The sequence below is a fragment of the Salinibacterium sp. M195 genome, from assembly GCF_019443965.1.
Lineage (GTDB): Bacteria > Actinomycetota > Actinomycetes > Actinomycetales > Microbacteriaceae > Rhodoglobus.
On record NZ_CP040814.1, the window covers coordinates 1,921,185 to 1,934,521 of the forward strand.

Below are 13,337 nucleotides of genomic sequence, written 5' to 3' on the forward strand. Positions count from 1 at the left end.
TCTCGACTCAAATGTCGAATACCGTGTAACCAACACGTTTTCTGAGACTGATCGGAGTAGCCATGACTGGTGGAGATATCGCAGGGCTCATTGCGGCAGGGGTGTTTGCCATCCTCGTGGGATTGCTGGCAGTTCCTCTGCTCAAGTTGGGTCGGGTATTTGACGAAACAAGCTCCGCAATTCGTGGCGTAAGCGACAACCTCGACCCGATGCTCAGCGAGGCGACGGAGACGATCTCCGAAACCAACCGACAGCTAGCTCGTGTCGATGCGATCACTCGCAATGTCGAGGAAACTACGGGCAATGTTTCAGCGCTCGTCGCGTTAGCCGCAGCCACTGTTGGAGGCCCGTTGATCAAGATCGCCGGCCTCAGCGCGGGAGTTCGTGCCGCGGTACTGAGCCTTCGTCCACAACGCCGCCGCTAAGCTGCGGAAACGGCCTAAGCTAGTACGGTTCGCGTGCCGTTTGTGCACCTCAATCTGAAGGAGAAATTATGAAGGGCTTAGTCCTTTTCGTTATGGGTATTGCCGTCGGGTTCGTGGCAGCACACCAGGTTGCTAAGACTCCAGAAGGCAAGCAGTTCTTCTCCGACGTTGACAGCAAGACGCGTGAATTCACTAGCGCTGTTGTCGACGGATATCGTGAGCGCGAAGCAGAACTTCGGGCCGCGGTAGGCGACGCCGAAGATGCGCTCTCCGAATTTTCACAGCGCACAAAGTAAGACATTCAGGGCCCAAGGGCCGCATTATTGAGTTCCCGGGGATCCCATGCAGACCGCAGACATTCAGAACCGTTGGTTGACCTATTTTGGGGACCGTGGTCACACCATCGTTCCTTCAGCATCGTTGGTCAGCGATGACCCAACGCTGCTCTTCACTGTCGCAGGTATGGTTCCCTTTGTCCCGTACTTGACCGGCCTCGTTCCCGCGCCGTATGACCGCGCGACGAGCGTGCAAAAATGCATTCGAACGCTCGATATCGAAGAAGTCGGCAAGACCCCGCGCCACGGTACCTTCTTCCAGATGAACGGTAACTTCTCGTTCGGCGACTACTTCAAAAAGGAAGCGATTCAATTCGCTTGGGAGTTTCTCACGCTCGACGAGGAAAAAGGCGGCCTCGGCTTCCGGCCAGAAGATCTCTGGGTCACCGTCTACGAAGACGATGATGACGCTGTTGCCTACTGGAAAGAAACCGCGGGACTGCCGGATGAACGCATCCAGCGACTCGGAATGGACAGCAACTACTGGTCGACGGGGCAACCCGGGCCAGCTGGTCCGTGCTCGGAGATTTTCTTCGACCGAGGCCCCGCTTACGGCAGAGACGGTGGACCGGCGACTGACGATGACCGCTACGTCGAAATCTGGAACCTTGTGTTCATGCAATACCTTCGCGGCGAGGGCAAGGGCAAAGACTTCTCCATTCTCGGAGAGTTGCCCAAGCAGAACATTGACACCGGCATGGGCTTGGAACGCGTTGCTTTCTTGAAGCAGGGCGTCGAGAACATGTACGAAATCGATCAGGTTCGCCCGGTGCTAGACAAAGCGGCAGAGCTCTCCGGTCGCACCTACGGTGCAGATCACGAGGCTGACGTTCGACTACGCGTCGTCGCTGACCACGTTCGGTCAAGCCTCATGCTCATCGCTGATGGAGTGACTCCGAGCAATGAAGGCCGCGGCTACGTTCTACGCCGCCTGTTACGCCGTGCGGTTCGCGCCATGCGACTCCTCGGAGTAGAGGGCACCACTTTTGCCCAACTCTTTCCCGAATCACGGGATGCGATGAAGGCTGCCTACCCTGAGGTAGAGAAGGATTACGATCGCATTTCCCGGATTGTGCTCGCCGAAGAAGACGTCTTCATGCGCACCCTGGCAAGTGGTACAACGATCCTCGATACTGCCGTCGACACCACCAAGAAGTCTGGCGCCTCAGAACTGCCGAGCGACACGGCCTTCCTCCTGCACGACACCTTCGGGTTCCCCATCGATCTCACGCTAGAAATGGCGGCCGAAGCTGGCCTGACGGTAGACCGCGAAGCCTTCGATTCGCTCATGAAGCAGCAACGCGATCGCGCCAAGGCCGACGCTGGTTCCAAGAAACAATTCCTTGCCGATCTTTCCGTCTATGGCGCGTTCCGTGCACTGGGGGAGACGACATTCACCGGCTACGAAAATTTGAACACTGAATCAAGTGTGATTGGCATCATCGTTGATGGCATTTCGGTACCGCGCGCAGCCGCGGGCCAAATCGCCGAAGTTATCCTCGCTGAAACCTCCCTCTATGCCGAATCGGGTGGTCAGGAAGCGGATGCCGGAACAATCGTCGGCGCCAGCTATCGACTCAACGTGCTCGATGTACAACGCCCGGTCAAGGGACTCATCAGTCATAAGGTCGAAGTCGCCGACGGCGAGGTGGGAGTCGGAGATCCGGCTACTGCGCTTGTTGATGCTGAATGGCGTCGCGGGGCAACCCAGGCGCACTCGGCGACCCACGTCATCCACGCAGCCCTGCGTCAAATATTGGGTCAGGATGCTCATCAATCCGGCTCGTACAACAAGGCCGGCTATATGCGTCTCGACTTTTCGTGGTCGCAAGCTCTGTCGGTGGAGACCAAATCTGAGATTGAAGAAGTTGCTAACACTGCGGTGCGTGACAACCTCGAAGTGACGACGAAGATCATGGCGCTCGACGACGCCAAGGACCTCGGCGCAATGGCGCTCTTCGGCGAGAAATATGGAGACACCGTTCGCGTTGTCGAAATTGGAGGACCGTGGTCGCTCGAGCTCTGCGCGGGAACTCACGTGGGCCGCTCTGCCGAGATCGGATTGATTTCTTTGGTCGGCGAAGCGTCGGTCGGTTCGTCTAACCGTCGAATCGAGTCGCTCGTGGGAATGAACGCGTTCCGAAATTTCGCGGCTGAGCGAGCAATCGTCTCTGAGCTGACGACCAACTTGAAGACGCCGCGAGAGCAGCTTCCTGACCGCATTGCTGAGCTCATGGCGAACCTCAAATCTGCTGAGCGTAAGATCGCCCAGCTGGAAGCCGGCCAGCTGTCTCAGCGGGTTCCTGCCTTGGTCGATACAGCGCAGGTTCGGGGAACCGTAAAAGCGGTTATCGAAAACGTTGGCGAACTGCCCTCGACCGATGACTTGCGTGGACTGGTGCAGTCAGTTCGTGAGCGTCTCGGCGCCGAAGCTGCAGTAGTTGCGCTTGCCGCGACGATTGGCGACAAGCCGGCAGTCATCGTGGCAACGAACGATGCGTCCCGCGCTCACGGGTTCGCTGCAGGTGCGCTAGCTAAGGCCGCTGCGGCAGTACTCGGAGGCGGTGGCGGTGGTAAGCCAGACATCGCTCAAGGTGGTGGCGCTAACCCCGCTGCGATCCCCGATGCCCTCGCTCTTATCGCGTCGACCCTGTCGGCGTAACGTATGCGCGCGGGTACACGACTCGGCATTGATGTCGGCAAGGTGCGCGTAGGTGTCGCTCGCAGCGATCCGCACGGCATGATTGCCACTCCGGTCCAGACAGTGCAGCGCGCCGGTCGAAGCGTGGCTAAAGTTCTTGCTCTCGCGGCGGAACATGATGCCGTCGAATTTGTCGTTGGTCTGCCCATCGCGTTATCGGGGCGCGACACGGCATCAACGGCTGACGCCCGCAAGTTCGCCCAACAACTTGCCGACAACTCTGAGCTGCCTGTGCGCCTCGTAGATGAGCGCATGACCACGATGAGCGCTCAATCAGCGCTGCGAGCTTCGGGGCGAACCACAAAAAACTCGCGTTCGGTCATCGATCAGGTGGCCGCCGTTATAATTTTGCAACACGCCCTCGACTTCGAGCGCTCGGCGGCAAGACCGCCAGGGGAGCTCGTCGAACCGACGCTAGGATCTTGACCTATGGCCGATGAACCGAACTGGGAAGACATCTTCACCGATCAATCTGGTGAGAGCGAACCTCAGCCAGCTCGCGCATCAGCATCGCACGGCACGGAAGATCAAGTGCCAGCTGAGCAGCCGGCCCCCGCTGGCGAACAGCCGATGACACGTCGCGAGGCGCGTGAAGCTCACGAGTCGCGGGCATCACGTCGTTCGCCTGATTCAGGAACGACTGTCGTTGACTCTGACGCTTCAGAGTCGCCCCGTCGTAAGCGTCGGCTGTTGCTCATTATCGGGCTCCCTCTGCTCATTATCGCTCTCGCCGGCGCCGCCGTCACCGCGTACGCCTGGGCGAACTACGAAGACAAAATCCGGGAAGTCCTGGGCTGGGAATTGCCGAATGACTACACCGGCACGGGCAATGGTGAAGAAGTAGTTGTGACCGTCAACTCCGGGGATATCGGCTCGGACATTGCTCGGAGCCTTCACGTTGCTGGCGTCACGATGACCTTCGACGCGTTCTATGACCTGCTCGTCGCACAGGAAAGTGACGCCGCATTCTTTCCCGGAAACTACTCGCTCCAGAAAGAAATGAGCGCACAGTCTGCACTTGACGCCCTCCTCGATCCTGAGAACAAGGTCACCGACCGGCTGTTGATTACGGAGGGCACAACTCTGCCCGATGCGCTTGAGATTATCTCCGAGACCACCGGAATTGCTCTCGAAGATGTGCAAGCGGCAGCCGACGACCTCGCTTACTTTGGACTTCCCGCCGAAGCAATCAGTCTCGAAGGCTATCTTTTTCCCGCCACCTACGAGCTGGATGGCGGGCAAGACCCCTACGTAGTGCTCGACCTCATGGTCAACACGATGTACGAGAAGCTGGATGCGGCTGGCGTCGCGGTGGAAGACCGCTACCGGATCCTGACAATGGCTGCGCTTGTGCAGCGCGAAGCGGGCCCAAACACCGAAGACTTCTACAAAATTGCTCGAGTGTTCTACAACCGACTCGACCAAGGCATTTTGCTGCAGTCGGATGCGACCGTCGCTTACGGCACCGGCAACTTGCACACAGTGTGGACGACGGATTCCGAGCGAGCCGATGCGAGTAACCCGTATAACACCTACGCGAACCCTGGCTTGCCAGTCGGCCCGATCGGATTGCCTGGCGAGCTGGCCATTGATTCTGCAATAAACCCCGTCGCCGGGGATTGGCTCTTCTTCGTTCCGATCAACTTGGCAACGGGGGAGACGGTGTTCACGACGAACGTTGACGACCACGAGGCGGCAGCGCAGCAACTGCGCGATTGGTGCGCAGCGAGTGATGAGAATGGTAGCTATTGCTAGAGCGTCCTGACATGGTGACTGAGGCATCCGATCGGTCACAACTCGCAGTTCTAGGTTCGCCGATTGAGCACTCACTCAGTCCCGCAATTCACCGCGCCGCCTATGAGAAGCTCGGCTTCGATTGGAAGTATGACGCTGTAGAGCTGACCGGCGAGTCATTGCCCGCCTTCCTGGGTGCGCTCGATGGGCGTTGGAGAGGTCTCTCTCTGACGATGCCCCTTAAGCGCGATGTGGTTCCGTTGCTCGACTGGGCAGATCCGCTTGTCGGCCTGGTCGGAGGCGCCAATACTGTCGTTCTGACCGATGGCGGTCTCCGCGGCTACAACACTGATGTCGAAGGGGCGATGAGGAGCTTTCTTGATGCCGGCCTGTCGAGTCTCGAGTCAGTGTGGATTCTCGGAGCCGGAGCCACAGCTGCCTCGCTGCTGGTCGCATCTGTTCGTCTTGGCGCACGCAGCGTACAGATTTTCGCCCGCACTCCGGCAAAGGCGGGCTCGCTCAGGGAACTTGGCGAATCGTTGGGTGCCGCAGTGCAGATACGTCAGTGGCAGGATTCACCGTTGGAGGGGGACATTCCGTCGGCGATCATCACCACTGTCCCCGGTGGAGCGATGGACTTGGTGTTTGACGAGCGAGTCCGCTCTGCTGCCACTCTCTTCGATGTTGCCTACGACCCGTGGCCAAGCGCTGTCGCACAGAGCTGGATGGATGTCGGAGGCTCCGTAATTTCGGGGCACGATCTTTTGATCAATCAGGCTATCGCTCAAGTTCGCATTTTCGCCGCAGGAACTTCCGACGTGCCTCTTGCCCGTGAAGCGGAAGCGATTGACGCAATGCGCGCCGCGATCGAAACCCCGGGAGAGCACGTCCACGTTTGATCGGACAGCTCCCAAGAGACGCTGCGGGGCGAAAGGTGAGCGCACACTTGTGGGAGGATTGACGCATGCTTCGATGGTTAACGGCCGGTGAATCGCACGGCCCAGAGTTGGTTGCAATTCTTGAGGGGATGCCTTCGGGCGTGCCTATTTCACCTGAACAGATTCAGGCAGATCTTGTGCGCCGCACGCTGGGCTACGGCCGCGGTGCTCGCATGAAGTTCGAGCAAGATGAACTCACGCTCAGCGGTGGAATCCGTTTCGGAGCCACCATGGGAAGCCCCATTGCGCTGCGCATTGGCAACACGGAGTGGCCGCGCTGGGTAGATGTCATGAGCCCCGTTCCCGTTGACCCCGAGAGTCTTCCCAAGGGCCGCGGCGCTGCTCTTACTCGGCCTCGACCTGGCCACGCCGACCTCGTCGGAATGCAGAAGTACGATTTCGCCGAGTCGCGCAATGTTTTGGAGCGCGCGAGTGCACGCGAGACCGCAGCGCGGGTCGCGCTCGGCGCCGTCGCTCGTGCCTTTCTTGGTGGCCTCGGCATCCAGCTGGTCAGTCACACGCTGTCCATTGGCACCGTTCGCGCGCCAGAGGGCAGTGCGCTTCCCGCACCAAGCGATGTTGCCGTGTTGGATGCTGACCTGCTGCGTTGCTTCGATGCTGAGACTTCCCAGCGCATGGTTGCTGAAGTCGATCTCGCTCATGAAGAGGGCGACACTCTCGGTGGCGTCGTCGAGGTATTGGCCTATGGGCTTCCGCCCGGGCTCGGTTCGTACACGCACTGGGATCGCCGACTTGATGCGCAGCTTTCTGCCGCACTCATGGGGATCCAAGCGATCAAGGGTGTCGAAGTCGGTGATGGTTTTGAGACGGCGGTTCGCCGCGGATCAGTGGCTCACGATGAGTTGGTGCAAGCAGAGGACGGCATTTCGCGGCTCAGCGACCGTGCTGGTGGCATTGAGGGCGGGATGACGACAGGAACCGTGCTCCGTGTCCGCGCGGCTATGAAGCCGATTTCGACTGTGCCGCGTGCTCTCCGCACGGTTGATGTTGCAACGGGGGAGGCAGCAATTGCGCATCACCAGCGTTCAGACGTGTGTGCGGTTCCGGCTGCGGGCGTAGTCGCCGAAGCAATGGTTGCGCTCACCCTCGCGAACTCAGTTCTCGAAAAATTTGGTGGCGACTCGCTCGGTGAGACCAAGCGCAATCTCGACTCGTACGTTGCGTCGATTCCCGACTCGCTCAGCACAACGAACGCGTCTCGTGCTGAATGACGGTGGCGCTCTGGTTGTCATCATTGGGGCGCCAGGGTCGGGCAAGACGAAAGCGGGCAAAAGACTTGCCAAGATTCTGGATGTGCCGCTGATCGATACAGACAAGGTTGTTGTCGCCTCTCACGGACCGATCCCCGAACTTTTCGAGGAATTTGGCGAAGATTACTTTCGCGAACGAGAGCGGGAAGCGGTTGCCAACGCTTTGCTTGAGCCTGCCGTCGTTACCTTAGGCGGGGGAGCGGTGCTCAACCTTGAGACCCGTGCTGATTTGGAATCGCATCGCGTGGTTCAACTCACGATGTCGAAGGCAGCTGCCCGCCTGCGAATCGTCGGGAGCAAGCGCCCTCTGGCGAAAAATGCCGACGAGTGGCACAAGCTGGTTGAGGCCCGTCGCCCCATTTACGACGCACTTTCTTCGCTCACGATCGACACCTCACTAATGCCTATGGAGAAAGTCGCGCGAGAAATCGCCGACTGGTTGGGAACCCAACAGCAATGACCGAAACTACGACCATCACCGTGGCCGGCACAAACCCCTACGACGTACTCATTGGCCGCGGCCTGCTTCCGAAGCTTGCGGAACAACTTGGCCCGCAAGTGGCGAAGGTGTTGATCATCCACCCCGCAACGCTGGGTGCGCGGGCCAACGCGCTGCGCGAATCTCTCTCCGAGAAATACGAAGTGCTTCTCGCCGAGGTGCCGGATGCCGAAGACGCCAAGCGCGTCGAAGTTGCGGCTTTTTGCTGGCAAATCATGGGCCAGACCGACTTCACGCGCACCGATGCCGTCATTGGCTTCGGGGGCGGTGCATCGACAGACCTTGCCGGTTTCGTCGCGGCCACCTGGCTGCGCGGTATCCAGCTCGTCCAGTGCCCGACGAGCGTCGCAGGAATGGTTGATGCTGCCGTCGGTGGCAAGACCGGCATTAACACAGCAGAGGGAAAGAACCTCGTCGGGGCTTTCTATGCGCCCAGCGCCGTTGTTGCTGATCTCGATGTGTTGGATGACCTCCCCACAAACGAGGTCTTGGCTGGCTTTGCCGAGATTGTGAAGTGCGGTTTCATTGGCGAACCAGAGATTCTCGACATTATCGAGGCGGATGTCGCGAAAGTCATCGACCCACATTCTGCTGAGTTTCGCCGGGTAATTGAGCTGTCGATTGGTCTCAAGGCTCGTGTCGTCGGCGAAGACTTTACCGAGACCGGACTTCGAGAGATTCTGAACTACGGCCACACGCTCGGTCACGCGATCGAGCATGCTGAACGGTATCGCTGGCGTCATGGAGCAGCAGTGGCTGTCGGAATGGTGTTTGCCGCAGAGCTTGCTCACCTTGCTGGCTCATTGAGCTCCGACGTTGTTGATCGGCACCGCAGCATTCTGAAATCGCTGAGTCTTCCTATTGATTACCCTCTTGGCCGTTGGAAGACTCTGCTGGCAACGATGCAGAGAGACAAGAAGGCACGCGCGGGAATGATTCGGTTTGTCGTTCTTGACTCAGTTGGTCGTCCGACGATGCTCAATGGTCCCGATGAAGCGATGCTTTATTCGGCATATCAAGAAGTTGGGGTTTAGCGGGCGAGTGCCTCGCTAGAGTGAAGCGGTGACTAAAGTATTTGTGCTCAACGGCCCCAATCTCGGTCGACTCGGCAGCAGAGAGCCTGACGTTTATGGGGGCGGTTCGCTCGTCGAACTCCGCGACGGGTTAGAAACGCATGCTGCGTCGCTGCCCAACGCATCATCGGTTGAGCTTGACTTCCGCCAGACCGACAGCGAAACCGAACTAATTTCGTGGCTGCATGAGGCGGTAGACGCCGGAGCATCGGTCATTATTAATCCCGCTGCGTTTACTCACTATTCCTACGCGTTGCGGGATGCGGCAGCGCAGGTCACGTCTGCGGGGCTTCCGCTAGTAGAGGTGCACATTACGAATCCGCACGCTCGTGAAGTGTTTCGACACACGAGCGTGATCTCTGGCGTTGCGACCGGGGTGATCGCAGGATTCGGTTTCGAGTCCTACATTCTTGCGCTCGACGCGGTTACGCGCCGACTCAGTTAGACTCGAACGTCGCATTTGTCGTTTTTACGCACAGCGGCGCTTTTGCTCGTTAACAGAAACGGATTTTACGCATGGCCTCTACCGCTGACATCAGGAACGGCGTCGTTCTCAACATGGACGGTGGATTGTGGACCGTTATCGAGTTCCAACACGTCAAGCCGGGCAAGGGCGGAGCTTTTGTCCGCACCAAAGTAAAGAACGTTCGCTCGGGTAAGACCGTCGACCGCACGTTCAACGCCGGCGCCAAAATTGAAACTGAAACAGTCGATCGTTCAGAGTTCCAGTACCTGTACAAGGACATGGAAAATTTCGTGTTCATGAACACGAGCGATTACGACCAGATCACCTTGAGCGCTGAAGCTGTTGGCGATGCCGTCAAATTCATGCTTGAGAACCAGAACGTGGTTATCGCGCTGCACAACGGTGAGCCGCTCTACGTAGAACTTCCCGCATCCGTCGTTCTGGAAATCACGTACACGGAGCCAGGGCTTCAGGGCGACCGCTCGACCGGAGGCAGCAAGCCGGCGACAGTCGAGACCGGTTACGAGATTCAGGTTCCTCTGTTCCTCGAACAGGGCACCAAGGTCAAGGTTGATACCCGCGATGGCGGCTACCTCGGTCGCGTGAACGACTAAGTGGGGGCACGCAGCAAAGCACGCAAACGCGCGCTTGATCTTATGTACGGTGCAGACGTTCGTGGCGAGAGCATCAACGAAGCGTTGGCAACCGAGTCCTTACGCGCGATGAATGATCCTGCACGCGCGACGTCGTGGGCGTACGCGCAGCAAGTCGTTCTGGGAATCACCGAACACGGCGACGAGATCGATGAACTCATCGAGACGTATTCCCAAGGGTGGCCGCTCAATAGGATGCCCGCGGTTGACCGCGCTCTCCTGCGGATTGGCCTGTGGGAGATTTTGTACAACGACGAGATCCCTGCCGGTGTAGCGATCTCCGAAGCAGTCGAATCAGCGAAACTTCATTCAACGGAGGATTCTGCTGGCTTCATCAATGGTTTGCTCGGTCGAATCGCTGCCAGCAACGAATAGTTAGTGCTTATGTGACGTAGCGTTACGCGGTCGCGTGACGCTACGTTACGACGCAAATAGCCAGCGTGGTCGCTTGGTTCTAGCGTTCAGGGATGAGTTCTTCACCCCTACGCCGCAGCACAGCAGCCGATGCGCTGTCTGTCTCAATCCGCGATCTCTCGCGGAGTTTTGGCGAGCGTCGAGTTCTCAACAAGATTGACCTCGAGATCGCGGCCGGAGAGATCGTTGCCCTCATCGGGCCTTCAGGCTGTGGCAAGTCAACACTCTTACGCCACATTGGTGGCTTAGATTTGCCTACCGGCGGCGCAATCACGATCGGCGGTGTGCCCGTTACTGGCCTCGATGCGCGCTCGGCGATCGCCTTTCAAGAGCCGCGATTGCTGCCCTGGCGTTCAATCAAACGCAATGTTGAAGTCGGGCTTCCGCGAGGCAAGCGAACCAGTGACGATCATGACCGCGTTGCGCACCTTCTGGAACTTGTGAAACTTTCGGATGCTGCCCAGTTGCGCCCTCGTGAGATCTCCGGGGGAATGGCGCAACGTGTTTCACTTGCCCGTGCGCTCGCCCGCAGGCCAGGCGTGCTGCTCCTCGATGAGCCTTTTGGCGCGCTCGATGCGCTGACAAGACTTGCCATGCAAGACCTGCTCTTAGAGCTCCATGCGGCGGCACCCGCCACGATCATCATCGTTACTCATGATGTCGACGAAGCCCTCTATCTGGCGGACCGCGTGATCTTACTGGGGGCTGCGGCTCCCGGCACGACGAGCGACGCATCGAGCATCCGTGCCACGGTGACTGCTCCCGGCGTGCGTCCGCGTGATCGAGGTAGCGGAGACCTTGCCGGGCTTCGGGCTGAACTGCTTGAGGGCCTCGGCGTTGCTACCCACCATCTCAGTGCCCCCTAATCATCAACTTCTCTCTCACCCACGAAGGAAACTATGTCTCGCCGCTCACTAATTTCTGCATTCGCCGCAGGCGCTGTCGCGCTGACGCTCGGGCTCTCCGGTTGCGTTGCCGGCGAAGGTTCCGCACTGGCTTCTGACGCCACTGACAATGAGGGAGGCTGGAGCAGCGACCACCTCGCCGTCGACTTTGCGACCTACAACCCGCTGAGCCTCATCATCAAGGAAGAGGGATGGCTCGAAGCCACTCTCGGCGATGACGTTGAGGTTACCTGGATCCAATCATCGGGTTCTGCTGCGGCAAACGACGCCCTGCGTGCCGGAGCACTCGACATTGGTTCGACCGCTGGCTCGGCAGCGCTGTTGGCCCGTGCCAACGGTTCGCCGATCAAGACGGTCGATGTTTACTCGCAGCCCAACTGGTCTGCCATCGTTGTCGCCGCTGATTCACCAATTCAGTCGGCAAACGACTTGCGCGGCAAGAACATTGGCGCCAATGCGGGTACCGATCCGTATTTCTTCTTGCTCCAAACTCTCGCAGAAGTCGGCATTGGACTTGACGAAGTCACGATCACTCAACTCCAACACGCCGATGGCAAGACAGCGTTGGAGTCGGGAGCGGTGGACGCGTGGGCCGGCCTCGATCCGCTCATGAGCGCCTCAGTCGTCAATGCGGGTTCACGCATCCTGTACGACAACCCGGACTTCAATAGCTACGGATTCTTGAACGCGACAGAAAGCTTTCTCGAGACTTCGCCAGATCTGGCCCAGCTAGTGGTCGATGCGTACGAGAAGGCTCGCCAGTGGGCGTCGGACAACCCGGATGATGCCGCAGCGATCTTTGCTGATGTCGCCGGGATTGAACTGCCTATTGCCAACTCTGTACTCCTCGAGCGCACGAACCTGGACATCGATCCCGCACCGGGCCAGAAGCAACGTGATGTCCTTAACGTGATCGGCCCGATCTTTGTTGACTCGGGGGCAGTGGCCGAACAGTCGCAGATCGATTCCGCTCTCGATTCGCTCTTCGAAACCACGTATGTCGACGGTGCGGATCCGAGCCGTGTCACCGAGTAACGTTTCCAGCGTGTTGGAGCGGCCCGTCGCGACTAGCGACAGGGTCGCTCCGGCGACCGTTTCTGATATTCCTCAACGTCGACGTCGCTGGGTTCGCTCCGCGATCCTCGGGGCAGTTCTTCCGATTCTGTTGGTCGCGCTGTGGCAGACGATTGCTACCGCTGGTGTCGTGGCGAGCTACCGCTTGCCAACACCGCTGAGCGTCTGGACCGCCGGCGTGGATCTCTACGAACGCGGGGTTCTCTATCAACACGTGGCGATCTCGACACAGCGTGTATTGCTGGGTTTCGCAATTGGCTCGATCGTTGGTTTGGCGCTGGCAGCAGTTGTTGGCTTATCGGCTCGAATCTCTGACTTTTTTGCCCCGACGTTGGGGGCTCTCCGGGCAGTGCCGTCGCTCGCGTGGGTTCCGCTGCTCGGGCTTTATCTCGGTTACAACGAGGACTCTAAGGTTGCCTTGATTGCGATTGGCGCGTTCTTTCCGGTCTATACGACGGTCGCGTCAGCACTGCGACATGTAGATGCTCACTTGGTCGAACTGGGGCGAAGTTACGGCTATTCGGGGCCCGCGCTCTTGAGCCTTGTGCAATTGCCCTCAGTCGTACCGGCGGTGATCTCTTCGTTGCGCCTAGCGTTGGCGCAGGCGTGGCTGTTCTTGGTCGCGGGGGAGCTCCTTGGTGCGTCCCTCGGGCTCGGCTATCTGCTTGTCGATTCCCAACAAAATGGACGCATCGATCGCCTGTTCTTGACGATCATTCTGCTCGGAGTGCTGGGAAAGACGACGGACAGCCTTGTTGGGCTTCTCGAGCGTTTCCTCCTGAAACGGTGGGGGTCGTAGCGCTGCCGCGAGCGCGGTATAGTCGGTGAAACAGATTTCCTTTAAATTCC

Annotated in this window: 15 protein-coding genes; all 15 read left to right on the plus strand. The window is 58.9% G+C overall.

Features of this window, described 5'->3' with window-relative positions:
- Positions 1-62 precede the first annotated feature (62 nt).
- The 15 genes from FFT87_RS09170 to FFT87_RS09240 all read left to right on the plus strand — a co-directional run bounded on the left by FFT87_RS09170 (position 63) and on the right by FFT87_RS09240 (position 13,287).
- Positions 63-425: a DUF948 domain-containing protein gene (locus FFT87_RS09170; protein ID WP_219948440.1), complete on the plus strand. Its 363-nt coding sequence runs from the start codon at positions 63-65 to the stop codon at positions 423-425.
- A 68-nt stretch (positions 426-493) separates the two neighbouring features.
- Positions 494-721 carry a hypothetical protein gene (locus FFT87_RS09175; RefSeq protein WP_219948441.1) on the plus strand — a complete coding sequence of 76 codons (228 nt, stop codon included), beginning with the start codon at positions 494-496 and terminating at the stop codon, positions 719-721.
- Between the two features lie 46 nt (positions 722-767).
- Positions 768-3,422 (plus strand): alanine--tRNA ligase, encoded by a 2,655-nt coding sequence (alaS, locus tag FFT87_RS09180; protein ID WP_219948442.1) that lies wholly within the window; start codon positions 768-770, stop codon positions 3,420-3,422.
- A 3-nt stretch (positions 3,423-3,425) separates the two neighbouring features.
- Positions 3,426-3,887, plus strand: coding sequence for a Holliday junction resolvase RuvX (gene ruvX, locus FFT87_RS09185; RefSeq protein WP_219948443.1), 462 nt, complete (start codon positions 3,426-3,428; stop codon positions 3,885-3,887).
- Positions 3,888-3,890: 3 nt separating this feature from the next.
- Positions 3,891-5,216 carry an endolytic transglycosylase MltG gene (gene mltG / locus FFT87_RS09190; RefSeq protein ID WP_219948444.1) on the plus strand — a complete coding sequence of 442 codons (1,326 nt, stop codon included), beginning with the start codon at positions 3,891-3,893 and terminating at the stop codon, positions 5,214-5,216.
- 11 nt (positions 5,217-5,227) lie between these two features.
- The gene (locus FFT87_RS09195) at positions 5,228-6,094 is read left to right on the plus strand and encodes a shikimate dehydrogenase (RefSeq protein ID WP_219948445.1); all 867 of its coding nucleotides are present in this window, start codon (positions 5,228-5,230) and stop codon (positions 6,092-6,094) included.
- Between the two features lie 65 nt (positions 6,095-6,159).
- Entirely contained in the window at positions 6,160-7,365 is a 1,206-nt protein-coding gene (aroC, locus tag FFT87_RS09200) for a chorismate synthase (protein WP_219948446.1), read from the plus strand.
- On the plus strand, positions 7,355-7,864 hold the full coding sequence (locus FFT87_RS09205; protein WP_219948447.1) for a shikimate kinase: 510 nt from the start codon (positions 7,355-7,357) through the stop codon (positions 7,862-7,864). Before aroC ends, FFT87_RS09205 begins: the two co-directional genes overlap by 11 nt.
- The gene (gene aroB, locus FFT87_RS09210; RefSeq protein WP_219948448.1) at positions 7,861-8,937 is read left to right on the plus strand and encodes a 3-dehydroquinate synthase; all 1,077 of its coding nucleotides are present in this window, start codon (positions 7,861-7,863) and stop codon (positions 8,935-8,937) included. The genes FFT87_RS09205 and aroB overlap by 4 nt, the downstream gene beginning before the upstream one ends.
- 28 nt (positions 8,938-8,965) lie before the next feature.
- Positions 8,966-9,421: a type II 3-dehydroquinate dehydratase gene (locus tag FFT87_RS09215; protein ID WP_219948449.1), complete on the plus strand. Its 456-nt coding sequence runs from the start codon at positions 8,966-8,968 to the stop codon at positions 9,419-9,421.
- Positions 9,422-9,492: 71 nt separating this feature from the next.
- Positions 9,493-10,056, plus strand: coding sequence for an elongation factor P (gene efp / locus FFT87_RS09220; RefSeq protein WP_219948450.1), 564 nt, complete (start codon positions 9,493-9,495; stop codon positions 10,054-10,056).
- Positions 10,057-10,470 carry a transcription antitermination factor NusB gene (gene nusB / locus FFT87_RS09225; protein ID WP_219948451.1) on the plus strand — a complete coding sequence of 138 codons (414 nt, stop codon included), beginning with the start codon at positions 10,057-10,059 and terminating at the stop codon, positions 10,468-10,470.
- A gap of 92 nt (positions 10,471-10,562) precedes the next feature.
- Positions 10,563-11,375, plus strand: coding sequence for an ABC transporter ATP-binding protein (locus FFT87_RS09230; RefSeq protein WP_219948452.1), 813 nt, complete (start codon positions 10,563-10,565; stop codon positions 11,373-11,375).
- Positions 11,376-11,408: 33 nt separating this feature from the next.
- Positions 11,409-12,449, plus strand: coding sequence for an aliphatic sulfonate ABC transporter substrate-binding protein (locus FFT87_RS09235; protein ID WP_219948453.1), 1,041 nt, complete (start codon positions 11,409-11,411; stop codon positions 12,447-12,449).
- Complete coding sequence (locus FFT87_RS09240; protein WP_255560140.1) at positions 12,427-13,287, plus strand: ABC transporter permease; 861 nt, start codon at positions 12,427-12,429, stop codon at positions 13,285-13,287. The genes FFT87_RS09235 and FFT87_RS09240 overlap by 23 nt, the downstream gene beginning before the upstream one ends.
- The last annotated feature ends 50 nt before the right edge of the window (positions 13,288-13,337 follow it).